This is a genomic window from Paenibacillus sp. 1781tsa1 (genome assembly GCF_024159265.1).
Lineage (GTDB): Bacteria > Bacillota > Bacilli > Paenibacillales > Paenibacillaceae > Paenibacillus.
On the sequence record NZ_JAMYWY010000001.1, the window covers coordinates 1,645,592 to 1,659,224 of the forward strand.

Annotated in this window: 13 protein-coding genes; 9 read left to right on the forward strand and 4 right to left on the reverse strand. The window is 46.0% G+C overall.

Annotated features, from left to right (window positions below; genetic code table 11):
• Window position 1: 1 nt before the first annotated feature.
• Together NKT06_RS07235 and NKT06_RS07240 are read left to right on the forward strand one after the other, a co-directional pair.
• Window positions 2-517: an A24 family peptidase gene (locus NKT06_RS07235; RefSeq protein ID WP_253442428.1), complete on the forward strand. Its 516-nt coding sequence runs from the start codon at window positions 2-4 to the stop codon at window positions 515-517.
• Window positions 518-566: 49 nt separating this feature from the next.
• Entirely contained in the window at window positions 567-2,336 is a 1,770-nt protein-coding gene (locus NKT06_RS07240) for a DUF6382 domain-containing protein (RefSeq protein WP_253431900.1), read from the forward strand.
• Between the two features lie 12 nt (window positions 2,337-2,348).
• Here NKT06_RS07240 and NKT06_RS07245 read toward each other — a convergent pair whose 3' ends face one another.
• Together NKT06_RS07245 and NKT06_RS07250 are read right to left on the reverse strand one after the other, a co-directional pair.
• Window positions 2,349-3,260 (reverse strand): TIGR01777 family oxidoreductase, encoded by a 912-nt coding sequence (locus NKT06_RS07245; protein WP_253431903.1) that lies wholly within the window; start codon window positions 3,258-3,260, stop codon window positions 2,349-2,351.
• A gap of 158 nt (window positions 3,261-3,418) precedes the next feature.
• A complete protein-coding gene (locus tag NKT06_RS07250; RefSeq protein ID WP_253431906.1) occupies window positions 3,419-3,886 on the reverse strand; it encodes a DUF2621 domain-containing protein in 468 nt (155 codons plus the stop codon).
• Window positions 3,887-4,059: 173 nt separating this feature from the next.
• Between NKT06_RS07250 and NKT06_RS07255 the strand changes: the two genes are divergently transcribed.
• Together NKT06_RS07255 and purU are read left to right on the forward strand one after the other, a co-directional pair.
• Window positions 4,060-5,166: a deoxyribonuclease IV gene (locus NKT06_RS07255; protein WP_149846393.1), complete on the forward strand. Its 1,107-nt coding sequence runs from the start codon at window positions 4,060-4,062 to the stop codon at window positions 5,164-5,166.
• Window positions 5,167-5,208: 42 nt separating this feature from the next.
• Window positions 5,209-6,102: a formyltetrahydrofolate deformylase gene (gene purU, locus NKT06_RS07260; protein ID WP_017689986.1), complete on the forward strand. Its 894-nt coding sequence runs from the start codon at window positions 5,209-5,211 to the stop codon at window positions 6,100-6,102.
• A 73-nt stretch (window positions 6,103-6,175) separates the two neighbouring features.
• Here purU and NKT06_RS07265 read toward each other — a convergent pair whose 3' ends face one another.
• Window positions 6,176-6,652 carry a hypothetical protein gene (locus tag NKT06_RS07265; protein WP_253431911.1) on the reverse strand — a complete coding sequence of 159 codons (477 nt, stop codon included), beginning with the start codon at window positions 6,650-6,652 and terminating at the stop codon, window positions 6,176-6,178.
• A gap of 431 nt (window positions 6,653-7,083) precedes the next feature.
• Between NKT06_RS07265 and tkt the strand changes: the two genes are divergently transcribed.
• The 5 genes from tkt (at window position 7,084) to NKT06_RS07290 (ending at window position 12,701) form a co-directional block, all read left to right on the forward strand.
• A complete protein-coding gene (gene tkt, locus NKT06_RS07270; RefSeq protein WP_253431915.1) occupies window positions 7,084-9,126 on the forward strand; it encodes a transketolase in 2,043 nt (680 codons plus the stop codon).
• Between the two features lie 267 nt (window positions 9,127-9,393).
• The gene (gene ppnP, locus NKT06_RS07275) at window positions 9,394-9,711 is read left to right on the forward strand and encodes a pyrimidine/purine nucleoside phosphorylase (protein ID WP_105408176.1); all 318 of its coding nucleotides are present in this window, start codon (window positions 9,394-9,396) and stop codon (window positions 9,709-9,711) included.
• A 211-nt stretch (window positions 9,712-9,922) separates the two neighbouring features.
• A complete protein-coding gene (locus tag NKT06_RS07280) occupies window positions 9,923-11,278 on the forward strand; it encodes a glucose-6-phosphate isomerase (protein WP_017689982.1) in 1,356 nt (451 codons plus the stop codon).
• Between the two features lie 176 nt (window positions 11,279-11,454).
• Window positions 11,455-12,087 carry a YigZ family protein gene (locus NKT06_RS07285; RefSeq protein WP_253431918.1) on the forward strand — a complete coding sequence of 211 codons (633 nt, stop codon included), beginning with the start codon at window positions 11,455-11,457 and terminating at the stop codon, window positions 12,085-12,087.
• 5 nt (window positions 12,088-12,092) lie between these two features.
• Window positions 12,093-12,701: a TetR/AcrR family transcriptional regulator gene (locus NKT06_RS07290; protein ID WP_253431921.1), complete on the forward strand. Its 609-nt coding sequence runs from the start codon at window positions 12,093-12,095 to the stop codon at window positions 12,699-12,701.
• A 189-nt stretch (window positions 12,702-12,890) separates the two neighbouring features.
• Here NKT06_RS07290 and NKT06_RS07295 read toward each other — a convergent pair whose 3' ends face one another.
• Entirely contained in the window at window positions 12,891-13,292 is a 402-nt protein-coding gene (locus tag NKT06_RS07295; RefSeq protein ID WP_253431924.1) for a secondary thiamine-phosphate synthase enzyme YjbQ, read from the reverse strand.
• Window positions 13,293-13,633 lie beyond the last annotated feature (341 nt).

A 13,633-nucleotide genomic window follows, 5' to 3' on the forward strand; every position in this document is an offset into this window, starting at 1 on the left:
GATGGAGGTGGAGTGGTTCTACATTGCCTGTGGCCTATACATTATTGCAGCTTTTGTTACAGATATTCGTTTCATGAAAATTCCAAATCGATTGACTTTACCCGTGACTGTTGCAGGTGTACTGGCCCATATCATATGGGGAGGTTGGGATGGTTTCTTGTTCTCAGCCGCTGGATTTGCAGCAGGTTTTGGTATTTTGTTTCTGATGTATGCGATTGGCGCAGTAGGGGCAGGAGATGTGAAATTGTTTGGTGCGATTGGCGCATGGACGGGACTTGCTTTTGGCATTCATGTGATTATTTACTCCGTTTTGTATGCAGGAGCCATTGGTTTAGTGATACTTCTATTCCGCAAAGACTCAGCGAAACGGATTCGGGGCATGGCAGGCAATCTTGCCGGGTTCTTTATGCTTGGTTCCCTCAAGCTGCTGAACAAAGAGAAGACATTAAAGTTTCCATTTATGCTTGCGGTATTGCCCGGGTTTATCACGGTGCTTATCTCAGTAATTTTCCCTTAGATGAAGGAGTAAAGAAATTTGAGAGTAACAATGGAAAGAGAGGATTGGCATGTATGGATTAACGAGAGATTTTATTCGTAACGGCGGAGCGTTCATGGTTTTGGAGAAAAAGGAAGGGTTACGAATGGAGGAATTGAGCCGGGTACAGATGGGCATGTTGTCCTCCAATCAGATTCCGCGACTTCTTCCTGTTCATATTCGGGAAGTGGACCGTAATGTAACTTTGCAGTACGACATATCCGGCTACAAGATGTTATCCCAGATGTTAAAGTCAAGCAAAATCAAGTTGCGTGTTCTGTATGGTCTGTTGTTCCAATTAGCCGATGCCTTCACGGAATGCCGACAATATATGCTGGAGCCTCGTAAATTATTGATCCAGGAAGAGTACCTATTCATCAACGGTTCATTCGAACAGGGTGAGCTTGGGATGGTATATGTGCCCATCTTGGATACCGTTGAAGTTGATCCGATGCCTCAGCAATTCCGTGAGCTGGTAATCAGGCTGATGGCCCATGTACAGGAACTGCAGGGAGAAGGAATTCAGCGTGTTCTGCAGTTATGCGACAATGAACGCTGGGATATTAGACAATTGCGAGAGCTTCTACTGGAGTTATACGCAGACGAGAAAGAGAGCAGAGGAAGAGCGGCATTTCTCTCGTCCAGAACGTCGGAAACCGTCGATGGTCCAGGAGATAATCTTCATTCGTCAATTACTGGGCGGGATAGCAGGCAATCCACTGGTTATTCTCCTCCAGATCAACTCGGTGCTCCTGTTCAAAATGCTGCTATGGAGTCGCAACTAAATTTCCGTCAGCCGCAGAAAACGAGTGAATCTGAGGTTGAAGACTTTCCGGTGAGATCTCGAACCTTTTCAGGCAGGCGCTCACCTGGACAATCTTCATTGGAGGGCTCAAGCAACGTACATCATGGATCAAGTAACTCTTATGATTCATTAGAGCGTGTTGATATGGAAACGGAGGAAAAGTCCGGATCTTCCAAAGTAACCTATATCATATTGGGCTGCATGGTTGCCATGGCATTGGTGTGGAGATTCATATACATGGAGCAACCGGGACAGACCCAGATGATTCTGTGCATGGTACTAAGCCTTGGCTTGCTTGGGGTAGCAGGATGGACATGGAAGCGTAAAGAAAACCCTCATAAAGACTCAGAGAATAAGCGGTCTTTTTCGTTCAATATAGGTAAGAACAAAGGGAAGCAAACGGAAGATGAAGAGGAACCATTTCAAGAAAGCTGGCGCTGGAATACAGCTGATAAAAAGGAGGAAGGTGTAAAACAAGCGACTGAATCGGTTGTAGAAGGAAATGCGCATTCCCGTTATCAACGTCTGCACATGACACCTGAACACTCCGAACCACCGTTCGTTCAGCGCCATGTGGAAACGATAGCTTCAACTTCAGAGCTAATCCCACATGATACAGTTGCGGAAGCAACCGTGAACTTGCAGAATCTGGCTAAAAGTAACTTTACAGGGGCAGGCCCGGTGATAGCGTCTTATTATCTTGAACGAAGATCTGGCAGTGGTGACCAACATGAACGGATGGATGTGCAGGGAGCATCTTTTGTCATCGGAAGATCGGCAGACATGGTTCAGTGGGTGGACACAGCGACCGGGGTGTCCCGTGCTCATGTGGAATTGAGCCGGAACAAATCGGGCTATGTGATTAAGGATCTGGGTTCCGTCAATGGAACCATTCTTCAGGGCAATATTCTTGCTCCGTATAAGGAGTATCCATTGGCGGATGGAGATACATTTACACTTGCGGAATCGGTTTACACTTATCGGTCGATTGGATAAGCCGTACTTCAATCAGTCAGATAAACCGCGGTGCTTCAGATCCTCCAGAGCCTCGGTTAAGGTAGGGAAGGTGAATTGGAATCCGTGGTCGAGTGCTTTTTGCGGAATAACTCGCTGCCCTTGAAGCACAACAACGGATAGTTCACCAACCAAGGTTTTAATTAAGAAACTGGGTACGGGGAACCAGTGAGGGCGATGATACACCTTACCCACCGTGCGACCGAATTCATCATTGGTAACGGGATTTGGTGTGGAAGCATTCACAGGCCCGGAAATCTGTTTGTCCTGAATAGTGAAGTCAATCAGTCTGACGATATCCATAATGTGAATCCAGCTAGTCCATTGCTTGCCACTGCCAATTTTGCCGCCAACACCTAGCATATAAGGCAGTTTCATTAATGGAAATGCACCTTTTTTATGTCCGAGTACCAAGCTAACCCGAATCTTAACAAGTCTCACATTTTTGATTGCATCTGCAGCAACTTCCCATTGTTCCGAGACCCGGGACGGGAAGTTCATGGATTTTTGCGGACTGCTCTCGTCGAAGGTTTCATTAGGGGAGGTTCCATAGATGGCCATGGCAGAAGCCTGAACGACCACTTCCGGCTTTTGCTCCAGGGATTCCACTAATCGGGCTACCCGTGCTACGGTTGTTACTCTGGATTCAACAATCTCCAGCTTCGCCTTGGTTGTCCAACGTTGATTCAGCGTTTCTCCGGCAAGGTTAACGAGAGCATCCATACCTTCCAACAAGTGAGGTTGTTCTTCGACTTGTTCCCACGATATATATGTAAGATTTTTACTTGGATTATGCAAGTCAGGCAGTTTTCGTGTAATAACTTTCACATGGTGCCCGGCTTGCAGCCAGTAATCTACAAGTGCTCCTCCCACAAATCCGGTACCTCCACAAATGGCAATTTTCATATCAAACATCCTCTCCATATTTTCACTGCCCTGATATATACCTGTGAATCGACAAACAGCCCCGGCCGGTAAGCAATGCCTGTTGGGAACGAACTTACCTGACGGAGCATCTCTGTAAATTAACCAAATCTATATATGGCTTAACTCATCTTTGTATCTTATTTAATCAAATGTTGATAAGGGGAATAATCGATTTTGTTTTTCTCCAAAAATTTTACCAAAAACTTATTATCCCGCTTCGGTGTGGCAATAATGTATCCTTTGATACAATGATCTCTCGATACTTCCGTGGCGTTGTCTTCAACTGCAATTTTTCCGATCTCTGCAGCAATGGAATGTTTGGCGATGTCACGAAATGGCCCAGGTACAGGCTCGACGAGTTGATCCAAAAAAGCTTTGGCTTCATCAGTCCACAAGTGACGGCTGGCTTCCACCCAATAATTCTGCCAATCCAGTTTGGACTTTCCGTCTGCTTTTGGTAGCACTTTCAAAAATTTGCGCATCATGAAAAATCCACCGATACACATGCTGCCAAGCAATAAAAAAGTCCAGAATGCGATCGTATTCATAAACCAATTGCTGGGGGAAGTGCTGGTCAGTATCATCGCGTAGGAGTCGAAAATCATTGCGGAGTCACCTCGGTTCATTGATTTTCACGGAAAGACGGATTCCGCCGCCTACCCATGTTCCATAAATTAGCTGTCTGAAATAGCCTCTATCCCGAATTATAACGCATTTCTAGATTTATTTCGATAATCGCGTTAGAATAAGGGATAATTCAGATTAAGGGGGATCAATAATGCTGAAAATCGGCTCCCACGTGTCCTTTTCGGACAAGGGATTATTGAGTGCAACGAAGGAAGCGTCATCGTACGGTTCCAGTTCGTTTATGATATATACGGGTGCACCACAGAATACACGTCGCAAGCCAATTGAATCCATGTATATTGAAGAAGGCAAGCTTGCCATGCAAGAGGGTGGAATGGAAGATATCGTTGTCCATGCACCATACATTATTAATCTTGGCTCATACAAAGACAACACGTATAGACTCGCTGTAGATTTCCTTCAGGAAGAGATCCGTCGTACACATGCCATTGGTGTCAAAAACATCGTATTACATCCCGGCGCTTTTACAGATAAAGATGCCCACTATGGGATCGGACGGATCGCAGAAGGGTTGAATGAAGTGCTGGAAGGTGTGAAAGAGACAGATGTGAACATCGCTCTGGAAACCATGGCTGGCAAAGGTACGGAGATGGGGCGCAGTTTCGAAGAGATCGCCCAGATTATCGAGAAAGTAACGTATAACGAGCGCCTGACTGTGTGTATGGACACATGCCACATTCACGATGCCGGATATGATATCGTTAACGATTTTGACGGTGTACTGGAACAATTCGATCGTACGGTAGGACTTGACCGCATTGCCGTAATGCATATTAATGATAGTAAGAATGCTGTGGGTGCGCACAAGGACCGTCATACTCCCATTGGCTCTGGCTGGATTGGGTTTGAAGCGATTAACCGCATCGTTAACCATGAGAAGCTTCAAGGACGTCCATTTATTCTGGAGACACCTTGGATTGGCAAAGAGGCCAAAACACAGCGTCCAATGTATGAGGTGGAGATTGCGTTGCTTCGTGGGGATGTTGCTGGTCGATTCGGCCAGGAATTCCTGACAGAAGTAGAACAATTGCAACACTTTTTCAAAGGTAAAGAGATTGAGTCCCGTTCGTATATTCTGGATGTGTGGACGTTGCTCAAAAATGATGCCAAAGCCAAAAAGGCAGACCCGCGCGAACCGCTGGAACGCCTCTATGACATGGTGACTGAAGCTGCGTTGTTCCCACATTTGAATGAAGAACAACTGAATCATCGCTTGATTGCATGGCTTGCGGGTTAACCCCGCAGGTCATGGCTTAATTGAAGGAGGAAGAATAACCCGATGGAGATCCACGCTAAACAAGTACGCCCTGATTCTAAAAACCGCGCCGATCGTGCGCGCATGCTCATTTCCTGTCCAGATGGTCCAGGAATTGTAGCTGCGGTATCTCATTTCCTGCACCAGCATGGTGCAAATATTGTTCAGTCGGACCAGTACACCATGGACCCTGCTGGCGGCATGTTCTTTATGCGGATTGAGTTTGATCTTCCGCAATTGTTGGTCAATTTGCCGAAACTGGAAGCTGATTTTGCAGAAGTGGCAAGCCGTTTCCAAATGGAATGGACGTTATCTGCGGTTAGCCGCAAGAAGAAATTAGCTATCTTTGTATCCAAAGAAGATCATTGTCTGGTTGAATTGTTGTGGCAATGGCAGGCAGGCGACTTGGATGCAGATATTGCGCTTGTAGTCAGCAACCATCTGGACATGAAGGATTATGTAGAATCATTTGGCATTCCATATCATCATATTCCGGTTACAGCAGATACGAAGAAAGAAGCGGAACAACGTCAACTCGACGTCATCGGCAACGATGTGGATGTGATCATTCTGGCTCGTTACATGCAGATCATCTCTCCAATGTTCATTGAGCACTATCGCAATCGAATCATTAATATCCATCATTCATTCCTGCCGGCCTTTGTTGGTGGTAAACCTTATGCACAAGCGTATAACCGTGGTGTCAAAATCATCGGTGCGACAGCGCACTATGTTACGGAAGAACTGGATGGCGGCCCGATTATTGAACAAGACGTGCAACGTGTAAGCCACGGAGATGATGTCACCGAACTGAAGCGCATTGGACGTACCATTGAGCGTGTTGTGCTTGCACGTGCCGTGAAGTGGCATGTTGAAGACCGGGTTCTCGTTCATGAAAATAAGACGGTCGTATTTTAAGTTTACACTTTAATACTGTGCAAGGTTGATTCGGAACCACATAATAGATTGAGAAAAAAGCGACCCCATTCGTTTACGAACGGTGAGTCGCTTTTTTCGCGCTTATATACTTTCCGCACAAGCCGAGCACAATACCGAATAACAGATGACCGATTACCCAGTAGAGAATGGCTGTTATATCGTAAAGGTTTGGTACACGTGAAGAAAGTTGAGAGAGCGGGATGTAGAGCAGGGAAGATCCAGCACCGAGCAAGATTCCTTTGAACATCGGGTGGCCAGAATGCCTTACCCACCATAGATAGAAGATGCCAATGAATACGGACACGAAGAGATGCAGAGAAAATTCAATCCATTCGGGAAGTGTTGGCGGAAGTCCAGGTACAAAATCAATATTCAGAAGCAGGGTATATACCTTTTCACCAGTGTAAAGCTGAATTGTTTTGAGGAAGAATCCAAGGACAACTCCCGAAACCATACCTGTTAAAATGCCCGAGATCCAGGGTAATGAACGATTTGAGTACCCAGTAGGGTGAGCAGCATGTACAGACATGATAACAACCTCCTATGATTGGTGTTTACTTTGAAAAGTAAACCACAGTCCCGCTTTCGAATCCATATTCAGGATATGTTATGTAAATTTAACTTGGATATCTAAAAAGTGTATGGTTTTCGTGTTAAAGGTTATACTTCATGCGATGGATTTGCGAGGCTTAATAGGTCTGTTTATGGAATTTAATGCCTTGTCTTGGTACGGTTTTTGCTTGATTGGCAAGGGATTATTCATCACAAACAACCAATTTTTCACGAACTTCTAAAAGAAGGTTATGGAAAAGCTTCACGCCAAGTGATACAATACAAAAGTGAATAAGTCAAAATGAAACACTCAAGCGGATTCACTTATTGTGAAATTCGGTTTGCTTGTATGATGAGAGGGATTCGCTTGCGCACCCGACTTATCTAAAGACATGAGGAGGACAAACCATGACTGACAAGAACGAAGCGATTCAAAAGGACGAGAACAGCACGATCGACAACCTGTCGATTACTACCGTACGTACTTTGGCGATTGATGCAATTGAGAAGGCAAATTCCGGACATCCGGGTATGCCTATGGGCTCCGCTCCAATGGGGTACCAACTTTTTGCAAAAACGATGACTCATAACCCGGACCACCCAACTTGGGTTAACCGGGACCGTTTTGTCCTGTCTGCAGGACACGGCTCCATGTTGCTGTACAGCTTGCTCCACCTGAGCGGATATGATCTTCCAATGGAAGAACTGAAACAGTTCCGTCAATGGGGAAGCAAAACACCGGGTCACCCGGAATTCGGACATACTGCAGGTGTTGATGCAACTACAGGCCCACTGGGTCAAGGTATTGCAATGGCTGTAGGTATGGCGATGGCTGAAGCTCAACTGGGCGCAACTTACAATAAAGACAAGTTCAACGTAGTTGATCACTACACTTACGCAATCTGTGGTGATGGCGACTTGATGGAAGGTGTATCGCATGAATCAGCTTCCCTGGCTGGACGTTTGCACTTGGGCAAATTGATCATGTTGTTCGACTCCAATGACATCACGCTGGATGGTAAATTGGATCTGTCTTCTTCCGAAAGCATCGCGAAGCGTTTTGAAGCTTATGGCTGGCAAGTGCTGCGCGTAGAAGATGGTAACGATCTGCCTGCAATCGAAAAAGCAATTCAGGAAGGTCAAGCAGATACGCTGCGTCCTACACTGATCGAAGTTAAAACGGTTATCGGTTATGGTAGCCCGAACAAACAAGGTAAAGGCGGCCACGGCGGTACTCACGGATCTCCACTGGGTGCAGACGAAGCCAAATTGACTAAAGAGTATTACAAATGGGTTTATGAAGAAAACTTCCACGTACCAGCTGAAGTTCGCGATCACTTTGCACAAGTGAAAGATCGTGGTATCTCTGCTAATAAAGCTTGGGACGAGAAATTTGCCGAGTACAAAAAAGCATTCCCTGAGCTGGCAGCTCAATTCGAAACAGCGATTAACGGCGACCTTCCAGAAGGATGGGACCGTGATCTTCCTAAATATGCAGCAACAGACAAAGCACTCTCAACTCGTGTAGCATCTGGTAACGCTCTGAACGGTCTGGCACACAACGTGCCACAACTGACAGGTGGATCTGCTGACTTGGAAAGCTCCACAATGACTCACTTGAACAACCTGGAGAACTTCACACCTGAAGATTACTCTGGCCGTAACATCTACTTCGGTATCCGTGAATTCGGTATGGCTGGAGCAATGAACGGTATGGCACTGCACAGTGGTGTGAAAGTATTCGGAGGTACGTTCTTCGTATTTACCGATTACCTGCGTCCGGCTGTTCGTCTGGCTGCCCTGATGGGATTGCCTGTAACGTATGTTCTGACTCACGACAGTATCGCTGTTGGTGAAGACGGTCCTACGCACGAACCGATCGAGCAACTGGCATCCCTGCGTATCATTCCTAACCTGACGGTTATTCGTCCGGCTGACGGTAATGAAACTTCGGCTGCTTGGGCTTACGCGCTTGAGAACAAGAGCAATCCGGTTGCACTCGTACTCACTCGTCAAAACCTGCCGATCCTCGAAGGTACCGTTGAAGGTTCACGTGAGAACGTGAAACGTGGTGCTTATGTTGTCTCTGATGCAAAAGATGGCAAAGCGGTAGCACAAATCATCGCTACAGGTTCTGAAGTGCAATTGGCTGTTAAAGCTCAAGCAGCACTGGCTGAACAAGGCATTCAAGTTCGCGTAATCAGCATGCCAAGCTGGGATCTGTTCGAGAAACAAGATAAAGCTTACAAAGAGTCCGTTCTTCTTCCGGATGTTAAAGCTCGTCTTGCAATTGAAATGGCTTATCCAATGGGCTGGGAGAAATATGTTGGAGATCAAGGTGACATTCTCGGAATCAGCACATTCGGTGCTTCCGCGCCAGGCGACCGTGTTATCCAAGAGTATGGCTTTACAGTGGACAACGTGGTTAGCCGCGTAAAAGCATTGCTGTAATAGCGGTTGTTCAAAAAGTCTACTTTTGATTACGAAGGATGCCTCACGGCATCATCAGCGTCGAATATGGGATTCAGCCGAAAAGTACTGAAAACCTGACTTTCTGAACACGCACCTATAGTTTCATAAGCGCTGCTATGGTTGGGAGGGCATCATGCTGTCCTGGTCCATGGCAGCAAGTTATTTCCGCAGAACATGGGCGGTAAATGTTATCGCCCTGATCTGTTTTGCCTTTTGTTTTCATTAACTTCAGGGGAGCGGGTACGCATGTCACAATTCGATCAAGTCAGTGTAGTGAAAGAGGCCAACATTTATTATGAAGGTCAGGTAACCAGCAGAACAGTTATTTTGGGGGATGGCAGCAAAGTGACTCTGGGCATCATGCTTCCAGGCAGTTATGAATTCGGTACGGATTCCCGTGAAATTATGGAGATTCTGTCCGGAGATCTGAAAGTATTGCTTCCCGGAGAAGAAGAGTGGCAAGAGATTCAAGGCCAAGCTACGTTCCACGTGCCTGCCGAATCCAAATTTAAACTGGAGATACGCAGCGTTACTGACTACGTCTGCTCGTACCCGGCGGAATAACATAAGAAGGGTAAGCAGAACCGCAACCCGCGGATTCGGTTTACCCTTTTTGCTTCTTGAATAGGAACGACAAAGTTCGAGCGGCAAGCTTGTCAGCCCCGTGGATTTGAAGTATCCTTAAGGCAAGTTGTTTAGAATGGAATACGGAAATAATATAAGAGGTTGTTCAAAAAGACCGCTTTATAATCGAAATCAGGAGGTTTTTGAGATCATGGCAAAAAAAGTGACATTTGACTATAGCACGGCACTGCAATTTGTAAATCAGCACGAAGTGGATTATTTCGCTGAACCGATTCGTTTGGCTCATGAGCAGCTCCACAACGGAACAGGAACAGGGTCCGACTATCTGGGCTGGATTGACCTGCCAACGGCTTATGACAAAGAAGAGTTCGCCCGCATTCAAAAAGCAGCTGCCAAAATCCAAAGCGACTCCGAAGTACTGATCGTTATCGGTATTGGTGGATCTTACCTGGGTGCACGTGCAGCGATTGAAATGCTGACACACTCTTTCTATAACAACCTGCCAAAAGATAAACGCAAAACACCTGAAATCTATTTTGCAGGAAACAATATCAGTTCCACATATGTAACTCACTTGTTGGATCTGGTTGAAGGCAAAGATTTCTCCGTAAATGTTATCTCCAAATCCGGTACAACAACAGAGCCGGCAATCGCTTTCCGTATCTTCCGTGCAGCATTGGAAGAGAAATATGGTAAGGAAGAAGCTCGCAAGCGCATCTACGCTACAACAGACAAAGCACGTGGTGCATTGAAAGAACTGGCGAATGCAGAAGGATACGAATCTTTCATTATCCCTGATGATGTAGGTGGACGTTACTCCGTTCTGACGGCTGTAGGTTTGCTGCCTATCGCAGCAGCGGGTATCAGTATCGAAGAAATGATGCAAGGTGCGGCTGACGCATCCAAGGAATACAGCAACCCGAACGTAGCTGAGAATGAAGCATATCAATATGCTGCTGTTCGTAACGCATTGTATCGCAAAGGTAAAGGAACTGAGATTCTTGTAAACTATGAGCCATCCCTGCACTTCGTGTCCGAGTGGTGGAAACAGTTATTCGGAGAGAGTGAAGGCAAAGACTACAAAGGGATCTATCCTGCGTCAGTTGATTTCTCTACAGACTTGCACTCCATGGGTCAATTCATCCAGGAAGGTAGCCGGAATATCTTCGAAACCGTGATTCAGGTTACTGAAGTTGCGGAACATATCTCGATCAAATCCGATCCGGATGACTTGGATGGTCTGAACTTCCTTGAAGGTAAAACGATGGACTTTGTTAATAAAAAAGCGTTCCAGGGAACACTGCTTGCACATACAGATGGTCAAGTACCAAACCTGATTGTGAACATTCCAGATATGACTCCATATTCTTTCGGATATCTGGTATACTTCTTTGAAAAAGCATGCGGCATCAGTGGCTACCTGCTGGGCGTCAATCCATTTGACCAACCAGGTGTGGAAGCTTACAAGAAAAATATGTTTGCATTGCTGGGCAAACCAGGCTTTGAAGAAGAGAAAGCAGCGCTCGAAGCGAGACTTTCCGAATAATTCATCGGTCTGCTCATATAGTTAAATAAGCTAATGTAAATCTATCCGGGGATTACTGTTGAGTATAATGCAGGGTTCCCGGATATAGATAACCAGGGCAGTTCGTCCGCGTTCACGCGGGGAACTGCTTTCTTGTAAAATGGGACTCAGGAAAAGACTAGAAAGTTGGATTTGGGATGATCGAACGTTATCGCACGGTTCGAGGACCGGGCAATCTGGAAATTGTAATCAAGAAGTCGCGATTTATCGGTCACATTATGCCGGTCACGACAGAGGAAGAAGCCGTTGCCTTTATTGATGATATCAAGAAAAAACATTGGAATGCGACTCATAACTGCTCTGCGTACATGATTGGGGAGCGGGATGAGATCCAGAAGCAATCCGATGACGGGGAACCTAGCGGAACAGCAGGGAAACCCATTCTTGAAGTAATCAAAAATCAGAAATTGAAAAATGTGGCAATTGTGGTTACACGATACTTTGGGGGAATCATGCTTGGAGCCGGTGGGTTAATTCGCGCTTACACGGATGGGGCTGTGGCAGCCATTGAAGCCGGAGAAGCCATTACCAACGTGCTGCATCGTGAAGTGTTTGTTGAGCTGGATTATACATGGTTGGGTAAAGTGGAAAATGAGTTAAGGAGCCGGGAAGTCCGTACAGGTGAAACTGGATTCACCGATAAGGTTACGTTGACTTGTCTTCCGCCGGATAGTGAAACCGAGGCTTTTGTAGCCTGGATCACGGATTTGACGCAAGGGCAATCCCGGATCACGGAGGGACAGCGGCTTTATTTTATTGAAGGGGAATAAAATATATGGCTAGAAGAGCAGTCGAACAGGAGTTGTCGAGGGAGCGGATACTGGAGGCGGCGAGGCACCTTTTTATTACCAAAGGATACCGCGCCATTTCGATGCGAAGCATCGGCCAGCATCTAGGCTATAGTCATGGGTCGCTGTATTATCACTTTAAGGAAAAGGCAGAGCTGTTCTATGCCATCGTGGTTGAAGATTTCAATTATCTGGGGCATTTGCTGCTGCAAGCTATGGTCAGGCCGGTTCGTGATGATGTGAGCAAGGTAGAGCACATTATGATGGAGTTTATTCGTTTTGGTCTGGAGAATCCCTATCAATACGAGATTATGTTTATGATCAGGGACGAAGAACTGTTGTCTTATTGTCGTACCGAACAGGGACGCTGCTTCGAATTATTTGCATCGATTATAAGGCAGTATATGAATGAAGCGAACTGTACGGAAGAGGATATTCAAAGGGTACCGCGTACGCTATTTTTGGCTATGCACGGATTCATTTCTTATTACATTCAGGATCGTTTATCGTTTGAGGAGATTGAATCGTCTGCGCTGTCTCATGTCAAAGTGCTGTGCCGCAATCTGGGTCAGCAGCCTGAGTCTGGCGTCCAATAATGGCGCAATTGTTGCACCCCTACACTTCAGGGCGGTGATTTGTCATAACTTTAATTCTTTATCACATTGTCTCGCGAAAGTTAATGAGCACAGAAGACCAAGTCAGGCGGCTCCGACCCGGTATGAGGGTGGACCGCCTGTTTGTGTATGCAAAAACGAAAGAACAGATGCAGGCCTGTTGGACTGGAACTAGCCTTCCATGATTTTGAGGAAGTACTCCCGCTCACGTGGTCCATCGAATTCGCAAAAATAAATGCCTTGCCAGCGGCCAAGCAGCAGCCTGCCTTCGTGAATAATCACCGTCTGTGATGGCCCTGTTGTAATCGATTTGAGGTGAGAGGCTGTATTGCCTTCGGCATGTCGATACTCGGGATGCTCCCAAGGATACACTTCATCCAGACGGAGCAAGACATCGTGTTTCACATCCGGGTCAGCATTTTCGTTGATGGCGATACCCGCTGTTGTATGTGGGCAGTAGATGAGCACCGTCCCATTCTGCACACCGCTACGCTGGACAACCTGCTTCACGTCCCGTGTGATATCCTTCATTTCATCTCGTGTGGAAGTGGATATATTCTTCGTATATAACATGTTAGATCACTCCTTATAATTCTTTACTTACCCTCGATTGTACCTTAACCACTACATACCAAACAAACCACATATGACTTTGATCACAGAAAATGCATGATAACGGAGAGGACAGAAATAACTTGAAGAAGCGAAAGCTAAAAGCTTTCTATAAGAAAGCTGCTTCGGAAGCATAAGCCTCACCTTTACCACCGGATTTCCCCTTTAATAAAGGGGATTAAAGAAATCTGGGGATAACAGTGATCGGAAGGTTGTTGTCGCCTCGCAGTGTACAGGTGCGATTTTAATTAATTGATCTTATATCTGGCCTAATTATATTCAATAAAAGCATTGACGATTAG

What these genes read in the sequence shown, in the direction of transcription:
- NKT06_RS07265 (WP_253431911.1), bottom strand. Translation starts at nt 6,652, where the DNA reads ATGTCTGTACATGCTGCTCACCCTACTGGGTACTCAAATCGTTCATTA.
- NKT06_RS07290 (WP_253431921.1), top strand. Translation starts at nt 12,093, where the DNA reads ATGGCTAGAAGAGCAGTCGAACAGGAGTTGTCGAGGGAGCGGATACTG.
- NKT06_RS07250 (WP_253431906.1), bottom strand. Translation starts at nt 3,886, where the DNA reads ATGATTTTCGACTCCTACGCGATGATACTGACCAGCACTTCCCCCAGC.
- NKT06_RS07295 (WP_253431924.1), bottom strand. Translation starts at nt 13,292, where the DNA reads ATGTTATATACGAAGAATATATCCACTTCCACACGAGATGAAATGAAG.
- purU (WP_017689986.1), top strand. Translation starts at nt 5,209, where the DNA reads ATGGAGATCCACGCTAAACAAGTACGCCCTGATTCTAAAAACCGCGCC.
- NKT06_RS07235 (WP_253442428.1), top strand. Translation starts at nt 2, where the DNA reads ATGGAGGTGGAGTGGTTCTACATTGCCTGTGGCCTATACATTATTGCA.
- tkt (WP_253431915.1), top strand. Translation starts at nt 7,084, where the DNA reads ATGACTGACAAGAACGAAGCGATTCAAAAGGACGAGAACAGCACGATC.
- NKT06_RS07240 (WP_253431900.1), top strand. Translation starts at nt 567, where the DNA reads ATGTATGGATTAACGAGAGATTTTATTCGTAACGGCGGAGCGTTCATG.
- NKT06_RS07285 (WP_253431918.1), top strand. Translation starts at nt 11,455, where the DNA reads ATGATCGAACGTTATCGCACGGTTCGAGGACCGGGCAATCTGGAAATT.
- ppnP (WP_105408176.1), top strand. Translation starts at nt 9,394, where the DNA reads ATGTCACAATTCGATCAAGTCAGTGTAGTGAAAGAGGCCAACATTTAT.
- NKT06_RS07245 (WP_253431903.1), bottom strand. Translation starts at nt 3,260, where the DNA reads ATGAAAATTGCCATTTGTGGAGGTACCGGATTTGTGGGAGGAGCACTT.
- NKT06_RS07255 (WP_149846393.1), top strand. Translation starts at nt 4,060, where the DNA reads ATGCTGAAAATCGGCTCCCACGTGTCCTTTTCGGACAAGGGATTATTG.
- NKT06_RS07280 (WP_017689982.1), top strand. Translation starts at nt 9,923, where the DNA reads ATGGCAAAAAAAGTGACATTTGACTATAGCACGGCACTGCAATTTGTA.